14 protein-coding genes are annotated in these 19,729 nt (G+C 60.1%); 13 read left to right on the top strand and 1 reads right to left on the bottom strand.

What is annotated here, in order from left to right; genetic code table 11:
- Positions 1 to 167: 167 nt before the first annotated feature.
- Complete coding sequence (locus YA0848_RS04460) at positions 168 to 1,292, bottom strand: polysaccharide deacetylase family protein (protein ID WP_034095999.1); 1,125 nt, start codon at positions 1,290 to 1,292, stop codon at positions 168 to 170.
- Positions 1,293 to 1,412: 120 nt separating this feature from the next.
- Here YA0848_RS04460 and yaaA point away from each other — a divergent pair, with 120 nt between their 5' ends.
- The 13 genes from yaaA to YA0848_RS04525 all read left to right on the top strand — a co-directional run bounded on the left by yaaA (position 1,413) and on the right by YA0848_RS04525 (position 19,489).
- Positions 1,413 to 2,192, top strand: a complete 780-nt coding sequence (yaaA, locus tag YA0848_RS04465) for a peroxide stress protein YaaA (RefSeq protein ID WP_040267337.1) — start codon at positions 1,413 to 1,415, stop codon at positions 2,190 to 2,192.
- Positions 2,193 to 3,091: 899 nt separating this feature from the next.
- Positions 3,092 to 4,408, top strand: a complete 1,317-nt coding sequence (locus YA0848_RS04470) for a nucleotide sugar dehydrogenase (protein ID WP_047881700.1) — start codon at positions 3,092 to 3,094, stop codon at positions 4,406 to 4,408.
- 74 nt (positions 4,409 to 4,482) lie between these two features.
- Positions 4,483 to 5,973, top strand: coding sequence for a mannuronan synthase (alg8, locus tag YA0848_RS04475; RefSeq protein ID WP_034095997.1), 1,491 nt, complete (start codon positions 4,483 to 4,485; stop codon positions 5,971 to 5,973).
- Between the two features lie 38 nt (positions 5,974 to 6,011).
- Positions 6,012 to 7,178, top strand: coding sequence for an alginate biosynthesis protein Alg44 (locus YA0848_RS04480; protein ID WP_034095996.1), 1,167 nt, complete (start codon positions 6,012 to 6,014; stop codon positions 7,176 to 7,178).
- A gap of 8 nt (positions 7,179 to 7,186) precedes the next feature.
- Positions 7,187 to 8,710: an alginate biosynthesis TPR repeat lipoprotein AlgK gene (gene algK, locus YA0848_RS04485; RefSeq protein ID WP_231980868.1), complete on the top strand. Its 1,524-nt coding sequence runs from the start codon at positions 7,187 to 7,189 to the stop codon at positions 8,708 to 8,710.
- The gene (locus tag YA0848_RS04490) at positions 8,707 to 10,194 is read left to right on the top strand and encodes an alginate export family protein (RefSeq protein WP_034095995.1); all 1,488 of its coding nucleotides are present in this window, start codon (positions 8,707 to 8,709) and stop codon (positions 10,192 to 10,194) included. Before algK ends, YA0848_RS04490 begins: the two co-directional genes overlap by 4 nt.
- A complete protein-coding gene (algG, locus tag YA0848_RS04495; protein WP_034095994.1) occupies positions 10,194 to 11,762 on the top strand; it encodes a mannuronan 5-epimerase AlgG in 1,569 nt (522 codons plus the stop codon). Before YA0848_RS04490 ends, algG begins: the two co-directional genes overlap by 1 nt.
- Positions 11,763 to 11,773: 11 nt before the next feature.
- A complete protein-coding gene (locus YA0848_RS04500) occupies positions 11,774 to 13,222 on the top strand; it encodes an alginate O-acetyltransferase (RefSeq protein ID WP_034096761.1) in 1,449 nt (482 codons plus the stop codon).
- 8 nt (positions 13,223 to 13,230) lie between these two features.
- Positions 13,231 to 14,340, top strand: a complete 1,110-nt coding sequence (locus tag YA0848_RS04505; RefSeq protein ID WP_034111835.1) for a mannuronate-specific alginate lyase — start codon at positions 13,231 to 13,233, stop codon at positions 14,338 to 14,340.
- A 217-nt stretch (positions 14,341 to 14,557) separates the two neighbouring features.
- A complete protein-coding gene (locus tag YA0848_RS04510; protein WP_034095992.1) occupies positions 14,558 to 16,090 on the top strand; it encodes an MBOAT family O-acyltransferase in 1,533 nt (510 codons plus the stop codon).
- Positions 16,091 to 16,101: 11 nt separating this feature from the next.
- A complete protein-coding gene (locus YA0848_RS04515) occupies positions 16,102 to 17,277 on the top strand; it encodes an alginate O-acetyltransferase (RefSeq protein ID WP_034095991.1) in 1,176 nt (391 codons plus the stop codon).
- Between the two features lie 16 nt (positions 17,278 to 17,293).
- Positions 17,294 to 17,950 (top strand): alginate O-acetyltransferase AlgF, encoded by a 657-nt coding sequence (locus YA0848_RS04520; protein ID WP_034095990.1) that lies wholly within the window; start codon positions 17,294 to 17,296, stop codon positions 17,948 to 17,950.
- A gap of 87 nt (positions 17,951 to 18,037) precedes the next feature.
- Positions 18,038 to 19,489: a mannose-1-phosphate guanylyltransferase/mannose-6-phosphate isomerase gene (locus YA0848_RS04525; RefSeq protein ID WP_169902778.1), complete on the top strand. Its 1,452-nt coding sequence runs from the start codon at positions 18,038 to 18,040 to the stop codon at positions 19,487 to 19,489.
- Positions 19,490 to 19,729: the final 240 nt, after the last annotated feature.

Below are 19,729 nucleotides of genomic sequence, written 5' to 3' on the forward strand. Positions count from 1 at the left end.
GTGTGACAGGAAAAAGCACTTTGACGCTTTTTTGAAGTTTATTTTTCAGGATGACGAATAGCACTAGCCGAGTGCCAGCTGCGCCGTTAAAGTCGGAAGTCCGCCTGCATCGAAATGTCGCACAAAATCACCCCGAAACTTGCGCAAACCCAACAGGGCCGGGCACTTCATCGAAACGCTTCGCGACAGTCCTGCCAACCCAGGCCGCTCTGCGCGGTCGCCTGCAGCAACCACGGCAATGCCACCCGCGCCTTGTCCTGAGTGTCGTGAAACACAATCACGCCTTTGCGCCATAACAGCATCAGCGTGAGCACGCGCTGCGCCGATTCTTCAGCCTTGAGCTTGCCCGGCTCGTCCTGGGAATCGATGTCCCACAACGCCACCTGCAAGCCCTGTGATTGGAAAAACCCCTGGCTGTCCGCGCGGCGCTGGCCATAGGGTGGGCGAAACAGCGGCAGGTAGTTTTCCGGCATCAGGTTCTGCACCAGCGCAGCGCTGCGGGTGATCGAGCTTTGCCAGTCCACCCAATGGCTATGGGAACGGTACTGCCAGCCCTGGGTGCCCACACACTGGCCTTGGTACAGCGCCTGCACGTCGGCGGCGGAGCTGCGCTCCACGCGGGTTTGCAGGCTGCTACCGAGGACAAAGAACACCCCGTTCATCTTCTGTTTGCGCAGATAGTCGGCCAGCCAATCGGTGTTGCCGCTGACGGGCGCGGGGCCGCCGTCGAAGGTCAGCAGGAACAGGCGGTCATTGAATTCATCGCCATTGCGTTCATGGTCGCCGAACCGCGCAACCTCGCTGCTGATCTGCGGAAACAGCGCGGCCTTGCGCAGCAGTTCGTCCAGGTAGCGCTCATGGAAGGCATGGCTGGGGGCGGCCCAATCTATATAGAAGGAGCTTTCGCTGATCTGGAACTTGCCGGCCTCCTCGCGAAGGTCGTCCATGTTTTCCACCAGGTAGCAGAACGACGCATCCACCTCGCAACTCTGCTGGGCGACGCTGTAGTTCTCCAGCAAGCGTTGCCACAGCTCACGGCGCAGGTCGTTGATGGCCGCCAGGTTGATGATCTTCAATCCCAGGCGTTGTTTAAGAGCCGCTTCATCCTGGGACTCGCTGGCCAGCAGGCTGTGGGCGAACATCAGGATTTCGGCGCGCGAGCCCACATCGAACAGCGCCGGCGTGCTGAGCTTTTCGGGCCAGATGCCACGGTCCAGGCTGGCCACGTCCACCGGCGCGGCCTGGGCGCTTAGGCACAACAGACAAGCGGACAATAAAAGCGCTATTCGCACACAGGGTCTCCCTCTCCAGAACTACCGGCCATCATAGCGGATCGCGCCTATCGCCATCATAGGTGGAGTCAAATCGCCCAAGCCCCTAGAATCGCGCCCACGATTACAGGAGCCAACTTCATGCTGATGGTGATTTCCCCCGCCAAAACCCTCGATTTCGAGTCAAAGCCGGTCACTGCGCGCTTCACCCAGCCGCAGTACCTGGATCACTCACAGGAACTGATCGAGCAACTGCGCGAATTCAGCCCGGCGCAGATCAGCGAATTGATGCACGTCTCCGACAAGATCGGCGGCCTGAATGCCGCGCGCTTTGGCAGTTGGACGCCCGCCTTCACCCCCGAAAACGCCAAGCAGGCCCTGCTGGCCTTCAAGGGCGACGTGTATACCGGCTTGAACGCGGAAACGTTCAGCGACGCCGATTTCAGCTACGCCCAGGACCACCTGCGCATGCTCTCAGGCCTGTATGGCCTGCTGCGCCCGCTGGACCTGATGATGCCGTATCGTCTGGAAATGGGCACCAAACTGGCCAACGCCCGTGGCAAGGACCTGTACGCCTTCTGGGGCACACGCATCAGCGAATGGCTCAACGAAGCCCTGGCCGCCCAAGGTGACGATGTGCTACTCAACCTAGCGTCCAACGAGTACTTTTCGGCAGTCAAACGCACGGCCCTGAACGCGCGGATCATCAACACCGAGTTCAAGGACCTGAAAAACGGCCAGTACAAAATCATCAGTTTCTACGCAAAAAAGGCGCGCGGCATGATGAGCCGTTTTGTGATCGAAGAACGCATCAATGACCCCGAAAAGCTCAAGGGGTTTGATGTACAGGGCTACCGCTTCAATGCAGAGCAGTCTAAGCCGGACAACCTGGTGTTTCTACGCGACCACGCACCGGAATAAGGCCGTACCCGCCTCTCTCAGACAAAAAAATGCAGATGTGGGAGGGGGCTTGCCCCCGATGGCAGCGCATCAGTCGATACATAAATTGACTGACCAACGCAATCGGTGGGCAAGCCCCTCCCACATTTTTGTTTTCCCTTTACATCGAAATCGTCATTTATTTGACGTCAAAAAATATCACGACACAACCCTATCAATAGTTTCACTCGACATTCATCGTTTTTTTTCGTAGTGGCACCGGTTTTTTTTCACACTAGTGGCACAAAACTATCCCCGCGCGCCAACTCCCCACAACTACTGGCCCAAATAGCAAGTGCTATCAATATAGTACTAGTGCCATCTCCTCTCGTATTTCAAGAAATTTCTGGAAACAGGATGAGCGGCTAGGAACTTCATCCTAAAGCGCCGCTCATACCACCGGTAACGAAATTCTCGGTTTCTGTAAGAGATGACTTACATGGCGACCAACGGAAGTAGCGAAGTTGTCATATTCAACTTCGACTCATGGGTCATATTACCAACTGATTAGTTAAAGGCGGCGATAAGGAATTATTGCCACAAACTATAAGGCCAAGGTCGTGCTTACCCCAATGGGTCAGTGACACATCCCAAGGCTTTGATATTTAAAGGCTTATTGCCCTTATCAAAGCTCTGCGGCACTGGCGCCAGGCCCTTCTCCCAGGAAGGCTGGCTGCATTTGAGGGCAGGCCCCAATAACAAGGCCACGTTGCGCACAACTTGAGTGCAATTGTTAGACACTCACTATTTAACATGCCTGTACACGGTAAGTCGGCGTCTATTCGCCTAACTTTCGTGGAAACAGTGACGCTTGCAAACATGAACTCCGGCCATCTATTGGCATGATTAACACCGTCTTCAATGACAATGAGGTAAATGCGATGCGCATCAGCATATTTGGTTTGGGTTACGTTGGCGCAGTCTGTGCCGGTTGCCTGTCTGCCCGTGGCCACGAAGTGGTCGGTGTGGACATCTCCAAGGAAAAGATCGACCTGATCAACGCTGGCAAATCGCCAATCGTTGAACCGGGTCTGGGCGAACTGTTGAGCCAGGGTATCCAAACGGGTCGACTGCGCGGCACCACCAACTTCGCCGAAGCCATCCGCGATACCGACCTGTCGATGATTTGCGTCGGCACGCCGAGCAAGAAAAACGGCGATCTGGAACTCAACTACATCGAATCGGTATGCCGCGAGATCGGTTTTGTCCTGCGTGACAAGACCACCCGCCACACCATCGTGGTGCGCAGCACCGTGTTGCCGGGCACCGTCGCTAACGTGGTGATCCCAATCCTCGAAGACTGCTCCGGCAAGAAAGCCGGCGTCGATTTCGGCGTCGCGGTCAACCCCGAATTCCTGCGCGAATCCACCGCCATCGCCGACTACGACCTGCCACCGATGACCGTCATCGGCGAATTCGACACAGCCTCCGGCGATGTCCTGCAGTCGCTGTACGAAGAACTCGACGCACCGATCATCCGCAAGGACATCGCCGTCGCCGAGATGATCAAGTACACCTGCAACGTGTGGCACGCCACCAAAGTCACCTTCGCTAACGAAATCGGCAACATCGCCAAAGCGGTCGGTGTCGACGGTCGCGAAGTGATGGAAGTGGTCTGCCAGGACAAGACCCTCAACCTGTCCCAGTACTACATGCGCCCAGGTTTCGCCTTCGGCGGCTCGTGCCTGCCAAAAGATGTTCGCGCCCTGACTTACCGCGCCGGCTCCCTGGACGTGGAAGCACCGCTGCTCAACTCCCTGATGCGCAGCAACGAGTCCCAGGTGCAGAACGCCTTCGACATCGTCTCCAGCCACGACAAACGCAAAGTCGCCCTGCTGGGCCTGAGCTTCAAGGCCGGTACCGATGACCTGCGTGAAAGCCCGCTGGTCGAGCTGGCCGAGATGCTGATCGGCAAGGGCTACGACCTGAGCATCTACGACAGCAACGTCGAATACGCGCGTGTTCACGGCGCCAACAAGGATTACATCGAAGGCAAGATCCCTCACGTGTCGTCCCTGCTCAACTCGGACTTCGACGATGTGATCAACAACTCCGACGTGATCATCCTGGGCAACCGCGACGAGAAGTTCCGCTCCCTGGCCCATAACGCGCCGGAAGGTAAGCAAGTGGTCGATCTGGTGGGCTTCATGTCCAAGGCAACCAGCGCGAGCGGCCGTACTGAAGGCATTTGCTGGTAACAGCAACGGCAAGTTTCAAGCTGCAAGCGTCCTTATCCCCAGCGCTTGCAGCTTGAAGCCTTCTTCACCTTCGGATGACGCTTATGTCCACGCTAAAACACGTACTCCTCCAATCCGCCGGCTGGCTGTTGTTTCTGAGCCTGCTGATGGGACTCGCCCTGCTGTTGCCGGCGAGTACGTTCGACTCCGAGTCGAAGAATTTTATTTTCCTGATTGGCGCCGTCGGTATCTGGCGCTACTCGATGGGCGCTACGCATTTCTTTCGCGGCATGCTGTTCCTGTATGTGGTCTACCCGCACCTGCGCCGCAAAGTCCGCAAGCTGGGCAAGGCTGCCGACCCGTCCCATGTGTTTCTGATGGTCACCAGTTTCCGCATCGATGCCCTGACCACTGCCCAGGTGTACAGCTCGGTGATCCGTGAAGCGATCGACTGTGGCTTCCCGACCACCGTGGTCTGCTCCCTGGTGGAAATGTCCGATGAGCTGCTGGTCAAGAGCTTGTGGGAAAAGATGAACCCACCAGAACACGTCAAGCTCGACTTCGTGCGTATCGCTGGCACCGGCAAGCGCGACGGCCTGGCCTTCGGTTTCCGTGCTATTTCGCGTCACTTGCCGGATGACCGCGCGGTCGTGGCGGTGATCGACGGCGACACCGTGCTCGCCGAAGGCGTTGTACGCAAGACCGTGCCGTGGTTCCAGCTGTTCGGCAACGTCGGCGGCCTGACCACCAACGAGTTCTGCGAAGTGCGCGGCGGTTACATCATGAGCGAGTGGCACAAGCTGCGCTTCGCCCAACGCCACATCAACATGTGTTCCATGGCCCTGTCCAAGCGCGTACTGACCATGACCGGTCGTATGTCGGTATTCCGCGCCAGCGTGGTCACCGACCCGGGCTTTATTGCTGACGTGGAAAGCGACTCGCTGCAACACTGGCGCCTGGGCCGCTTCAAGTTCCTCACCGGTGATGACAAGTCCAGCTGGTTCAGCCTGATGCGCTTGGGCTACGACACGTTCTACGTGCCGGATGCCGCGATCAACACCGTGGAACACCCGCCGGAAAAGAGCTTTATCAAGGCCAGCCGCAAGCTGATGTTCCGCTGGTACGGCAACAACCTGCGTCAGAACTCCCGTGCCCTGGGCCTGGGTGTGCGTCGCCTGGGTCTGTTCACCAGCATCGTGTTGTTCGATCAGCGCGTGTCGATGTGGACTTCGCTGCTCGGCCTGACCGTGGCAATCATCGCCACCTTCAAGTACGGCGGCGCATTCATCCTCGCGTACCTGCTGTGGATCGGCATCACCCGCCTGATCCTGACCCTGCTGCTGTCGTGCTCCGGCCACAAGATCGGCCCGGCCTACCCGCTGATTCTCTATTACAACCAGATCATGGGCGCGTTGGTGAAGATCTACGTGTTCTTCCGCCTTGATCAACAGTCCTGGACCCGCCAGGACACCAAACTGACCCGCGATTTGGCCAGCTTTCAACGTTGGTTCAACACCTGGTCGTCTCGGACCATGACCTTCTCCGCCGGCAGCATTTTCGTCGCCGTGTTGCTGATGATGGTCTGACCCAGCCAAGCCTGAATTAACCTAGGAATTACACAGTCATGAACAGCCAAGTAAACGCCAACGTTGTCCACGAATCCGAAGCCCAGCGTCAGCACGCCCGGGTCAAAATCCCGGCCAAGCTGCGCTTTTTCAACACCGACCGCAGCCAGACCGAAGCACGGGTGATCGACCTGTCCGCCGGCGGCCTGGCGTTCACCGCCACCCAGCCGCTGAACGTGGGTGAAGTGCACAAGGGTCGTCTGCAATTCGTCATCGATAACCTTGGCTTGGCCATGGACGTCGAGCTGCAGATTCGCTCCTACGACCGCCAGACCGGCCGCACCGGTTGCCAGTTCCAGAACCTCGACGCCCAGGATATTTCCACCCTGCGCCACCTGATCACCTCGCACCTGTCCGGTGACATCGTGACCATGGGCGACGTGCTGGCGACTCTGCAGCGCGACAACTTCACCAAGGCGCGCAAGGTCAAGGACGGCGGCAGCAACATGAGCGCCTTCGGTCGCTTGCGTGCCGTGACCTTCAGCCTGGCGATCTTCCTGGTTGGCTTGGCAGCGTTCGGGTTCGTCTTCAAGTCGATCTACAGCATGTACTTTGTCAGCCACGCCCAGGCCGGCCTGGTCAGCGTACCGGGCATGAACGTGACCATGCCGCGCGACGGCACCGTGCAGAGCCTGCTCAAAGGTGATGCGGTCGCCGCCAAGGGCGCGCCGCTGGCCACCTTCAGCACCAGCATGCTCGATGTGCTCAAAGGCCACCTCGACGAAGACCAACTGCAACCGGCCAAAGTCGAAGAGCTGTTCGGCAAGCAAATGACCGGCACCCTGACTTCGCCCTGCGATTGCGTGGTGGCGCAGCAACTGGTCGCCGACGGCCAATACGCCAGCAAGGGCGACGTGATCTTCCAACTGGTTCCACGCGGCAGCGAAGCCAACGTCGAAGCGCGCTTCACCTATCGCCAGTTCGCCGACGTGCGCCCAGGTACACCGGTGAGCTTCCAGGTCGCCGACGAAGAACAGACCCGCACCGGCACCATCGTCAGCAGCACCAGCCTGAACAGCGCCGACCTGTCCTCCGACATCCGCGTGCAGATCAAGCCTGATGCCCCGCTGGACAGCACCTACGCCGGCCGCCCGGTGGAAGTGATCAGCGACCGCGGCCCATCGCTGAACTGGCTGATCGACAAAGCCATGGCTCACGGTCTGTAAGCGAGGACATGCCTGTGAACCTTATCTCGACAACAACACTGGCCCCTGTGGGAGCCGGGCTTGCCCGCGATGCTGGCGACTCGGTTTACCAGGCTGACCGCGCCGATACGCTCGCAGGCAAGCCATCTCCCGCACAGCGCAAATCCCACTTCGCCTCGGCCTACTGTGCGCTGGCCCTGGCCATCTCGCTGGCCGGTTGCGTCGGCCTGCCCGACCAACGCCTGGCCAATGAAGCGCTCAAGCGCGGCGACACCGTCACCGCGCAGCAGAACTACCAGCAACTGGCCGACCTGGGTTACAGCGAGGCCCAAGTGGGCCTGGCCGATATCCAGGTTGGCACTCGTGACCCGGCGCAGATCAAACAGGCCGAGGCCACGTACCGCGCCGCAGCGGATACTTCGCCCCGCGCCCAGGCGCGCCTGGGTCGCCTGCTGGTGGCCAAGCCCGGCGCCACCGAGGCCGAGCACCACGAAGCCGAAACCCTGCTGAAAAAAGCTTTTGCCAATGGCGAAGGCAACACCCTGATTCCACTGGCGATGCTGTACCTGCAATACCCTCACAGCTTTCCCAATGTGAATGCCCAGCAGCAGATCAGTCAGTGGCAGGCGGCGGGTTATCCGGAAGCGGGCCTGGCCCAGGTGCTGCTGTATCGCACCCAGAACACCTACGATCAGCATCTGGATGATGTGGAGCGCATCTGCAAAGCCGCGCTGAACACCACCGATATTTGCTACGTCGAACTGGCTACGGTCTATCAGAAGAAAGCCGAGCCAGAAAAACAAGCCGAACTGCTCAAGCAGATGGAAGCCGGCTACAGCCGTGGCACCGTCACCGCTCAACGGGTCGATAGCGTTGCCCGCGTATTGGGTGATGCCTCCCTGGGCAAGACCGACGAAAAGACGGCCCAGGCGCTGCTGGAAAAAATCGCCCCCGGCTACCCCGCGTCCTGGGTCAGCCTGGCGCAACTGCTCTACGACTTCCCCGAACTGGGCGACGTCGACCAAATGATGAAGTACCTGGACAACGGCCGCGCCGCCGACCAGCCGCGCGCTGAACTGTTGCTCGGCAAACTCTACTACGAAGGCAAGTGGGTGCCGGCCGATGCAAAGGCCGCCGAAGCGCATTTCGAAAAAGCCGTTGGCAAAGAAGTGGCCGCCGATTACTACCTCGGCCAGATCTATCGCCGTGGCTACCTGGGCAAGGTCTACCCGCAAAAGGCCCTGGACCACTTGCTGACCGCTGCGCGCAACGGCCAGAACAGCGCCGATTTCGCCATCGCCCAATTGTTTTCCCAAGGCAAGGGCACCAAGCCCGACCCCGTCAATGCCTATGTCTTCAGCCAGTTGGCCAAGGCCCAGGACACGCCGGAGGCCAATGACCTGGCCGCCCAGCTCGAAGCCCCGCTGACTCCGGAACAACGCGCCCAAGGCCAACGCCTGGTGCAACAGGAGCTGGCCGCGCGCGGCACCCTGGCCCAAAGCACGCTGCAACTGCACGCCCTGCAAGAAGAAGACGGCGAGGAATCCCTATGAAGCTCAACCCATTCGTCAAGGCCGGTATTGGCCTGACCTTCGCCCTGCTGTGGTCGTGCCCGACCCTGGCCGCGCTGACCGAAGCCAAGAATTTCGGCCTGGAAGTCAAAGCCACCGCGCAATCCGAAGACGACCGCGACCTGGGCACCCAGAAAGGCGGCGACGTCAACGGCGTCGGCCTGGACCTGCGCCCGTGGATCTACGGCGAAAGCGGCAACTGGAGCGCCTACGCCATGGGCCAGGCGGTGGTGTCCAGCGACATTATCGAGACCGACACCCTGCAACAGTCGGCCGATGACGCAGACCAGCCCACCACCAATGACGACCGCAAAGCCAAGAAAAACTACTTGGCGATGCGTGAGTTCTGGGTGGGCTACAGCGGCTTCACGCCCTACCCCGGCGAGATCCTCAAGTTCGGCCGCCAGCGCCTGCGCAACGACGACGGCCAATGGCGCGACACCAACATCGAAGCGCTGAACTGGACCTTCGACACCACTTTGCTCAAAGCCAATGTGGGCGCCGCCGAACGCTTCAGCGAATACCGCACCGACCTCAAGGAACTGTCGCCCAAGGACAAGGACCGCCAGCACTTCTACGCCGACGCTTCCTACCAGTGGATGCCGGGCCAGTGGATCGGCCTGCGCGGCCATCACACCCATGACGACGGCAAGCTGGATTACCCGGAACCGGGCGTGCCCACCGACTCGTTGGACAAGCGCGAAAACGGCGACCTGACCTGGCTCGGCATCGAAGCCAACAGCGACGCCTACAACTGGCGCAACACCAACACCGTCAACTACTGGGCCAGCGTCACCGGTATGCAGGGCGACCGCGACACGGTCAACGCCCTCAAAGCAGACGGCAGCCGCCCGGACCAGGCCAAGCGCAGCGATAACGTGAACGGCTGGGCCACCGACCTGGGTATCCGCCTGCGTCTCGACCCGCAGTGGCAAGTGGGTGCGGCCTATGCCCGCGCCAGCGCCGAATACGAACAGAACGGCCTGCAGAGCAACCGTTCGAACTGGACCGGCACCCAATCCCGTGTGCATCGCTTCGGCGAAGCGTTTCGCGGCGAAATGAACAACATGCAGTCCATGAGCCTGTTCGGCTCCTGGCAACTGCGTGAGGACTATGACGCCAGCCTGGTGTACCACAAGTTCTGGCGCGTGGACGGCAACAAGCCGGTGGGCAGCAACGGTATCGACGCGGTGCAGAACAACACCGACGACGTGACCGGCGCGATCCTCTCCAGCACGTCCCTGCCGCTGGAAGACGGTAAGAAAGACCTGGGTCAGGAGATGGACCTGGTGGTCACCAAGTACTTCAAGACCGGCTTGCTGCCGGCCGCGCTCAGCCAGTCGATCGACGAGCCGTCGGCGTTGGTGCGTTTGCGTGCGGGTGTGTTCAAACCGGGTGACGCCTACGGCAGCCAGGTCGACTCGTACATGCATCGCGCGTTTGTCGACGTGATCTGGAAATTCTGATGGGAGCCTGCGCAATGAATGCTCAAAGCCTACTCGTCGCGGCAATGCTGGTGGCCAGTACCACCGCGTTTGCCGATACGACGGCCAAGGCGCCGACCATCGCCAAGGAACTGCAACAGGCCAAGACCTACACCATTTCCAGCCCGCCGACCGCGCCGCTGGAAATGGCCAAGCCGGCCCTGCCCGACCTGTCGGGCTACACCGCCGCGGCCATGGAAAAAAAGATCGTACGCACCAAGCCGGGCAAAATCAGCATCCGTCGCATGATGCAGGAAGACGCGCTCAAGGACTTTATCGGCGGCGATAACAAGATGGCCGAATGGGTGGTGCGCCAGCATGGCATTCCCCAGGCGATCTTTATCGACGACGGCTACATGAACCTCAAGGACCTGCTGGGCAAAGTGCCCAAGCAGTACCTGAGCGAAACCTCGCCGGGCGTGTTCCTGGCCAAGTTGCCGATCGTGGTCGGGCGCAAGGGCATCCTCGAAATCGACAAGCGCACCCAAGAGCTGCGCCTGTCCCAGGAAGCCGGTTCGTTCCTGATCAACGACGGCCAGCTGTTTGTGCGCGACACCAAAATCACCGGTTGGAGCGAAAAGGCCAATGGCCCGGCGCTGTTCAAGTCGCCCAAGGAATTCCGCCCGTTCCTGCTGGCCTGGGGCGGCACCGAGACCTACGTCGCCAACAGCAAAATGGCCAGTTTCGGCTACGCCAACAGTAAGTCGTACGGGGTGAGTATTTCCCAGTACACGCCGAATATGGCCAAGGTACTCAAGCGTCCTGAGCCGACCGGCTGGATCATTGATTCAGAGTTCTCGGACATGTGGTACGGCTTCTACTGCTACGAGACCACCGGCTTCGTGATCAAGGGCAATACCTACAAAGACAACATCGTCTACGGCATTGACCCCCACGACCGTTCCCACGGCCTGATCATTGCGGACAACACCGTCTACGGCACCAAGAAGAAGCACGGCATCATCATTTCCCGGGAAGTGAACGACAGCTTCATCTTCAACAACCGCAGCTACGACAACAAACTCTCGGGCCTGGTGATCGACCGTAACAGCGTCAACAACCTGATCGCCGACAACGAGATCTACCGCAACCACACCGACGGCATCACCCTCTATGAGAGCGGCGACAACCTGCTGTGGGGCAACAAGGTGATCAGCAACCGCCGCCACGGCATCCGCGTGCGTAACAGCGTAAACATCAAGCTGTACGAAAACGTCGCGATGGCCAACGGTTTGACCGGCGTCTACGGCCACATCAAGGACTTGACCGACACCGACCGCGACATCGCCCTCGATCCGTTCGACGCCAAGGTTTCCCTGATCGTGGTCGGCGGTGAACTGGCGGGGAACGGCAGCGGGCCGCTGTCCATCGACTCGCCGTTGAGTATCGAGCTGTACCGCGTGTCGATGCTGGCGCCGACCAAATCCAGTGGCATCAGCTTCTCCGGCGTCCTCGGCGATCGCCAGGAAGAAATTCTCGACCTGCTGGTGCGCCAGCAGAAAGCCGTGCTGATCGACCCTGTCGAACGCCAGACCGAAATGCAGGACTGAGGATGACCCTTATGCACCCACACATGATCAAACTGCTGAGCCTCTCGGGTCTGACCCTCGGCCTGCTCGCGGCCAGCCAGGGCGTGCGCGCCGACGAAGTCAAGGCACCGACCTTTACCGCCGAACCGTGCTGCAGCCTGTGCCCGGCCGCCCACGACGCGAAGAACTACACCACACGCTACCAGCAGAACTTCACCACCCTGGTGCAAGCCCAGGGCGACTGGCTGTTCCGTACCCAGGAAGACCTGCGCACCGAGTTCGACACCACCCCGGCCGGCTACAAGCGCATGCAGCAGTTGCATGACGCGTTCAAAAGCAAAGGCGTGGAACTGGTGGTGGTCTACCAGCCGACCCGTGGCCTGGTGAACCGCAACAAGCTCAATCCCGCAGAGAAAGCCTCGTACGACTTCGACAAGGCCCTGACCAACTACAAGACCATGCTCGGCCGTTTCGCCAAGATGGGTTACGTGGTGCCGGACCTGTCGCCGCTGACCAACGAGCAGTTGCCCGACGAACTACCGGCCCACGATTTCTACTTCCGTGGCGACCAACACTGGACCCCATACGGCGCCCAGCGCACCGCGAAAATCGTCGCGGCCAAGGTCAAGCAAATGCCGGAATTCGCCGATATTCCCAAGCGTGAATTCGAAACCAAGCGCTCCGGGCGCATGGGCAAGACCGGCACCCTGCACAACATGGCCGGGCAACTGTGCGGCACCAGTTACGCGATCCAGTACATGGACCAGTTCACCACCGAGCCTAAGGGCGAAGCGGGCGACGGCGACCTGTTCGGCGATTCCGGCAACCCGCAGATCACCTTGGTGGGCACCAGCCATAGCGGCAAGAACTACAACTTCGCCGGGTTCCTGGAAGAAGAAATCGGCGCCGACATCCTCAACGTCGCCTTCCCCGGCGGCGGCCTGGAAGGCTCGATGCTGCAGTACCTGGGCAGCGACGAGTTCCAGAAAAGCCCGCCGAAGATCCTGATCTGGGAATTCTCGCCGCTGTATCGCCTCGACCAGGAGACCATCTACCGCCAGATGATGTCGCTGCTCGACAACGGCTGCGAAGGCAAGCCCGCGCAGATGAGCGCCAGCGCCACCTTGAAACCGGGCAAGAACGAATTGCTGGTCAACAGTTCGAACAAAGACCTGCGCAACGCCAACCATCAGGTCGACATCCGCTTCGCCGACACCTCGGTGAAAACCCTGCAAGCCACCCTCTGGTACATGAACGGGCGCCACGAGGACATCAAGATCGAGAAACCCGAAACATCCGATACAGACGGGCGTTTCGCCTTTGAACTGCGCACCGACGAAGACTGGGCCTCGCAGAACTTGCTGGCCGTGGAAGTGCAGGGCCCGGAGAAGGGCACTGCCGCGCAGAAGGTCGAAGCGAAAATTTGCACACGCAACGTATTCCCAAGCGGTGGTCAACAGACCGCCCAACTCGGGAAGTGAGGTTACTTATGCAAAAGCTGATGCTCCCTACCCTGCTGGGCCTGGCGATGTTCGCCGGCGCCGTCAACGCCGCCGCGCCGCTGCGTCCGCCCCAGGGCTATTTCGCACCGATCGAAGCGTTCAAGACCGGCGACTTCAAGGAAAACTGCGACACCATGCCCACGCCCTACACCGGGCCGCTGCAATTTCGCAGCAAGTACGAAGGTTCGGACAAGGCACGCGCCACGCTGAATGTGCAGTCCGAGCAGGCGTTCCGCGACAGCACCGCTGACATTACCAAGCTGGAAAAAGACACCAGCAAGCGCGTGATGCAGTTCATGCGCGACGGTCGCCCCGAGCAGCTCGAATGCACGTTGAACTGGCTGGTGTCCTGGGCCAAGGCCGATGCGCTGATGTCCAAGGACTTCAACCACACCGGCAAGTCCATGCGCAAATGGGCGCTGGGCAGCATGGCCTCGGCCTATGTGCGCCTGAAGTTCTCCGACTCGCACCCGCTGGCCAACCACCAGCAGGAGTCGCAGCTGATCGAAGCCTGGTTCAACAAACTGGCCGATCAGGTAGTGAGCGACTGGGACAACCTGCCGCTGGAGAAGACCAACAACCACTCCTACTGGGCCGCCTGGTCGGTGATGGCAACCTCCATCGCCACCAACCGCCGCGACCTGTTCGATTGGGCGGTGAAGGAATACAAGGTCGGCGTGAACCAGGTCGACGACCAAGGTTTCCTGCCTAACGAATTGAAGCGCCAGCAACGCGCGCTGTCGTACCACAACTACGCCTTGCCGCCGCTGTCGATGATCGCCAGTTTCGCCCTGGTCAACGGCGTGGACCTGCGCCAGGAAAACAACAGCGCGCTCAAGCGCCTGGGCGACAAGGTGCTGGCCGGGGTTAAAGACCCGGAAATCTTCGAGCAGAAGAACGGCAAGGAACAGGACATGAAGGACCTGAAGCAGGCCATGAAATTCGCCTGGCTCGAACCGTTCTGCAACCTCTACACCTGTGCACCGGATGTGATCGAACGCAAGCATGGCATGCAGCCGTTCAAGACCTTCCGCCTGGGCGGCGACCTGACCAAGGTCTACGACCCGGCGCATGAGAAAGGCAATAAAGGCTCCTGACGCAACGCGGTTAGACATGTGGGAGGGGGCTTGCCCCCGATAGCGGTGTATCAGTTGATACATCCGGTGACTGACTCACCGCCAGCGGGGGCAAGCCCCCTCCCACATTTTTGAGCCGGTTTCATCAGTAGGAATGTAGTACCGCCCCCCGTTTTTTTCGTGGGGGGTTTGGGGGGGCTCTGGCCCTTGACTGTTGGTTAAACATGGAGAGATCGGGATGGTTTTCTCGTCCAATGTGTTCCTGTTTCTGTTCTTGCCGATCTTTCTCGGCTTGTATTACTTGAGCGGGCAACGCTATCGCAATCTGCTGCTGCTGATTGCCAGCTACGTGTTCTACGCCTGGTGGCGAGTGGACTTCCTGGCGCTGTTCGCCGCCGTGACGCTGTGGAATTACTGGATCGGCCTCAAGGTCGGTGCCGCCGGTGTGCGCACCAAACCGGCCCAACGCTGGCTGCTGCTCGGCGTGGCCGTCGACCTGTGCATCCTCGGCTACTTCAAGTACGCCAACTTCGGTGTCGACAGCATCAACGTGATGATGAAATCGATGGGCCTGGAGCCGTTCATCCTGACCCACGTGCTGTTGCCGATCGGTATCTCGTTCTACATTTTCGAGTCCATCAGCTACATCATCGACGTATACCGTGGCGACACCCCGGCCACGCGCAACCTCATCGACTTTGCGGCGTTCGTGGCGATTTTCCCGCACCTGATCGCCGGCCCGGTGTTGCGTTTCCGCGACCTGGCCGACCAGTTCAACAACCGCACCCACACCCTGGATAAGTTCTCCGAGGGCTGCACGCGGTTCATGCAGGGTTTTATCAAGAAAGTCTTTATCGCCGACACCCTGGCGGTGGTGGCCGACCATTGCTTCGCCCTGCAAAACCCCACCACCGGGGATGCCTGGCTCGGCGCGCTGGCGTATACCGCGCAGCTGTACTTCGACTTCTCCGGCTACAGCGACATGGCCATCGGCCTGGGCTTGATGATGGGTTTCCGCTTTATGGAAAACTTCAAACAGCCGTATATCAGCCAGTCGATCACCGAGTTCTGGCGCCGCTGGCACATCAGCCTGTCGACCTGGCTGCGTGACTACCTCTACATCACCCTGGGCGGCAACCGTAAAGGCACGCTGATTACTTATCGCAACCTGTTCCTGACCATGCTGCTCGGTGGCCTGTGGCACGGCGCGAACATCACCTACATCGTGTGGGGCGCCTGGCACGGCATGTGGCTGGCGATCGAAAAAGCCATCGGCCTGAACACCGCGCCGCGCAGTTTCAATGTGCTGCGCTGGGCCTTCACCTTCCTGCTGGTGGTGATGGGCTGGGTGATCTTCCGCGCCGAAAACCTGCACGTCGCCGGCCGTATGTACGGTGCGATGTTCAGCTTTGGCGAGTGGTCGCTGTCGGAACTCAACCGCGCCAGCCTCACTGGCCTGCAAGTGGCAACCCTGGTGGTGGCGTATGCGACTTTGGCGTTCTTCGGCCTGCGCGACTTCTACACCAACCGCCCCGCCGACAAAACCAAGCCGGCCGACCCGAGCCTGATCAAGGCCGTACCGGGCGACAACCCCGGCAGCATCCACCAGCCCGGTTTTACCGTGGGCCAGGACGCTGCCGTGCAACCGGCCTACTGGACCGCTGACTGGCCACGCTACGCCATGCGCGCTGCGGTGCTGCTGCTATTCGTGGCGTCGATTCTCAAACTGTCGGCGCAGAGTTTCTCGCCGTTCCTTTACTTCCAATTCTGAGGGAGCCGACCATGACCCGTTCATTACGCGTCCTCTATATCGGCCTGTTCCTGGTGCTGCTGTTGGCACTGGGCGCCTGGTCGCTGCGCAGCTTCTTCGGCTTTAGCACCAACGCCGACGCCACTGTGCTCAACGGTCGCTGGACCAAAGCCGTCGAAACCCACTACGACGACGAGTTCCCAATCAAACGCCTGGGCACCAACCTGTGGGCCGCGCTGGACTACAAGCTGTTCAACGAAGGCCGTCCTGGCGTGGTACTGGGCCGCGATCACTGGTTGTACAGCGACGAGGAGTTCAACCCCGCCGTCAACGAAGACCAGAACCTGGAAGGCAACTACGCGCTGGTCGAAGGTGTGCGCCAGAAGCTCAAGGCCCAGGGCATTCAACTGGTGATGGCGATCGTGCCGGCCAAGGTACGCCTGTATCCAGAACACCTGGGTGAAGTGAAGCCGGCCAGCATCCACGCCAACCTGTATCAGGACTTCCACGCCCGTGTCGCCGCCGACAAGATCCCGGCCCCCGACCTGCTTGGCCCGCTGCAACAGGCCAAATTGAGCGGCAAGCAAGTGTTCCTGCGCACCGACACCCACTGGACGCCGGACGGCGCGGAAGTCGCCGCCAAGCAACTGGCCAAGGCGATTGCCGAGCAGACCCCGCTCAGTGGCGAGCCACAGCGCTTTGTCACCGAGGCCGAAAAAACCGAGCCGCATAAAGGCGACCTGCGTCTGTTCCTGCCCTTGGACCCGCTGTTCGAAAACCTGATGCCACCTAAAGAGCCGCTGCAAAAACGCGTCACGCACCTGGCCGAAACCAAAGGCGACGACGCGCTGTTCAGCGACAGCGAAACCCCAGTGGCGCTGGTGGGCACCAGCTACAGCGCCAACCCCAACTGGAACTTCGTCGGCGCCCTCAAGCAAGCCTTGGGCAGCGATGTGATCAGCTATGCCGAAGACGGCCACGGCCCGATCCTGCCGATGCTCAGCTACCTCAAAAGCGACGACTTCAAGAACAGCCCGCCCCAGGTACTGATCTGGGAGTTCCCTGAACGTTATCTGCCGGTCAACAACGAAATCGGTGATGCCGACCCATCGTGGGTTGCGCAACTTAAACAAGCCGGTTCGCGCCAACAAAACATGGCACTCAACACCCTTGAAAAATCCGAGACGCCCGAACGGGCGCAAAACTGAAAGAGAGGTAACTCACATGACTTTCACTACAACTCCTCGTCGTCTCGCCAAGACTCTGGCCATCGCTGCCGGCCTGAGCGTCGTATCGATGTCCGCCTTCGCCGGTGGTGACGCAGCCCTGTACGGCCCGACCGCGCCAAAAGGTTCGAGCTTCGTGCGTGTATACAACGCCAGCAACCAGGAAGTCAGCGCTACCGTTGGCAACACCAACCTGAGCGAAGTGGCCCCACTGGCCAGCAGCGACTTCAGCTTTATGCCTGGCGGTGACTACAGCGCCAAAGTCGGCAGCCAGACCGTGCCGGTCAAACTCGCCGCCGATCACTACTACACCCTGGTCAACAGCGGTAGCGGTCAGCCACAGCTGATCGAAGAACCGCCGTTCAAGAACAAGCAGAAATCCCTGGTGCGCGTGCAGAACCTCAGCGACAAGGCCCTGACCCTGAAAACCGCCGATGGCAAGACCGATGTGGTCAAGTCGGTGGCCGCCAAAGGCCGTGGCGAGCGCGAAATCAACCCGGTGAAGGTGAGCCTGGCGTTGTATGACGGTGACAAGAAAGTCGGCGATGTGAAGCCGGTTGCGTTGGAACGTGGTGAAGCGGCGGTGCTGTATGTAACGGGCTCGGGTTCGAGCCTGTCGCCAGTGTGGGTGAAACGCCCTGTGTCGACCCGCTGATTAGATTCTGAAATTGACGCTAACCCTGTGGGCGCGGGCTTACCCCCCCACAGGCTCTGACCCAAATCAATTCAAGGAGAAACACCCATGATCCCAGTAATCCTTTCCGGTGGTAGCGGCTCACGTCTTTGGCCGCTTTCCCGTAAACAGTTCCCCAAGCAATTCCTGGCCCTGACCGGCGAGCACACGCTGTTCCAGCAAACCCTGGAACGCCTGGTGTTCGAAGGCATGGACTCCCCGATCGTGGTCTGCAACAAGGACCACCGCTTTATCGTCAACGAGCAACTGGCCGCGCGTAAGCTCGAATGCCAGCGCATCCTGATGGAACCGTTTGGCCGCAACACCGCACCGGCCGTGGCCCTGACCGCGATGATGCTGGTCAACGAAGGCCGCGACGAGCTGATGCTGGTGCTGCCCGCCGACCACGTGATCGACGATCAAAAAGCCCTGCAGCGTGCCCTGGCCCTGGCCACCGTAGCCGCCGAGCGTGGCGAGATGGTGCTGTTCGGCGTGCCGGCCACCCGTCCGGAAACCGGCTATGGCTACATCAAGTCCACCAACGATTCGCTGCTGCCCGAAGGCGTGAGCCGCGTGCAACAGTTCGTGGAAAAACCCGATGAAAAACGCGCCGTCGAGTTCGTCAAAAGCGGCGGTTACTTCTGGAATAGCGGCATGTTCCTGTTCCGTGCCAGCCGTTTCCTGGAAGAGCTGAAAAAACACGATCCGGACATCTACGACACCTGCGTGCTGACCCTGGAACGCAGCGAGCAGACCACCGACACCGTGTCCTTCGACGACGCGACATTCGCCTGCTGCCCGGACAACTCCATCGACTACGCCGTGATGGAAAAAACCCAACGCGCCTGCGTAGTGCCGCTGAGCGCCGGTTGGAGCGACGTGGGTTGCTGGGCATCGTTGTGGGCGGTCAACGACAAAGACGCCAACGGCAACGTGAGCAAAGGCGACGTGGTGATCCAGGACAGCCGCAACTGCATGGTGCACGGCAACGGCAAACTGGTGTCGGTGATCGGCCTGGACAATATCGTGGTGGTGGAAACCAAGGACGCGATGATGATTGCCCACAAGGACAAGGTCCAGGGCGTCAAGCAGATGGTCAACACCCTCAACGAACAGGGCCGCAGCGAAACCCAGAACCACTGCGAAGTGTATCGTCCGTGGGGCTCCTACGATTCGGTGGACATGGGCGGCCGCTTCCAGGTCAAGCACATCTCGGTCAAGCCGGGCGCGTGCCTGTCGCTGCAAATGCACCACCACCGCGCCGAACACTGGATCGTGGTCAGCGGCACCGCCGAAGTGACCTGTGACGAGAACGTGTTCCTGCTCACCGAAAACCAGTCCACCTACATCCCGATCGCTTCGGTGCATCGCCTGCGCAACCCAGGCAAGATCCCGTTGGAGATCATCGAAGTGCAATCGGGCAGCTACCTGGGCGAAGACGACATCGAACGCTTCGAAGACATCTACGGCCGCTCGACGCCGATCGAACGTGGCGTGTCGGTGAAAACTATCGCGCAGTAAAACAGTCGTACAAGAAGCCCTCGCCCAACCCATTGCGTCCCCTATCCGCAGTGGGTTGGGTGGGGGCTTTTTTTTGGATTTTCGCTGGCTGTGAGGGCCCTATCGGGGGCAAGCCCCCTCCCACCTTTGATCTGTGAATACATTCCAGTGTGGGTGCGGGCTTTTTTTGGATTTTCGCTGGCTGTGTGGGCCCTATCGGGGGCAAGCCCCCTACTGCCTTTGATCTGTGAATACATTCCA

The organism is Pseudomonas sp. S4_EA_1b, from assembly GCF_016307435.1.
Lineage (GTDB): Bacteria > Pseudomonadota > Gammaproteobacteria > Pseudomonadales > Pseudomonadaceae > Aquipseudomonas > Aquipseudomonas rhodesiae.

Bases quoted from the DNA above. Each gene is read 5' to 3' on its own strand.
- yaaA (WP_040267337.1), top strand. From the start codon at position 1,413: ATGCTGATGGTGATTTCCCCCGCCAAAACCCTCGATTTCGAGTCAAAG.
- YA0848_RS04470 (WP_047881700.1), top strand. From the start codon at position 3,092: ATGCGCATCAGCATATTTGGTTTGGGTTACGTTGGCGCAGTCTGTGCC.
- alg8 (WP_034095997.1), top strand. From the start codon at position 4,483: ATGACGCTTATGTCCACGCTAAAACACGTACTCCTCCAATCCGCCGGC.
- YA0848_RS04480 (WP_034095996.1), top strand. From the start codon at position 6,012: ATGAACAGCCAAGTAAACGCCAACGTTGTCCACGAATCCGAAGCCCAG.
- algK (WP_231980868.1), top strand. From the start codon at position 7,187: ATGCCTGTGAACCTTATCTCGACAACAACACTGGCCCCTGTGGGAGCC.
- YA0848_RS04490 (WP_034095995.1), top strand. From the start codon at position 8,707: ATGAAGCTCAACCCATTCGTCAAGGCCGGTATTGGCCTGACCTTCGCC.
- algG (WP_034095994.1), top strand. From the start codon at position 10,194: ATGGGAGCCTGCGCAATGAATGCTCAAAGCCTACTCGTCGCGGCAATG.
- YA0848_RS04500 (WP_034096761.1), top strand. From the start codon at position 11,774: ATGCACCCACACATGATCAAACTGCTGAGCCTCTCGGGTCTGACCCTC.
- YA0848_RS04505 (WP_034111835.1), top strand. From the start codon at position 13,231: ATGCAAAAGCTGATGCTCCCTACCCTGCTGGGCCTGGCGATGTTCGCC.
- YA0848_RS04510 (WP_034095992.1), top strand. From the start codon at position 14,558: ATGGTTTTCTCGTCCAATGTGTTCCTGTTTCTGTTCTTGCCGATCTTT.
- YA0848_RS04515 (WP_034095991.1), top strand. From the start codon at position 16,102: ATGACCCGTTCATTACGCGTCCTCTATATCGGCCTGTTCCTGGTGCTG.
- YA0848_RS04520 (WP_034095990.1), top strand. From the start codon at position 17,294: ATGACTTTCACTACAACTCCTCGTCGTCTCGCCAAGACTCTGGCCATC.
- YA0848_RS04525 (WP_169902778.1), top strand. From the start codon at position 18,038: ATGATCCCAGTAATCCTTTCCGGTGGTAGCGGCTCACGTCTTTGGCCG.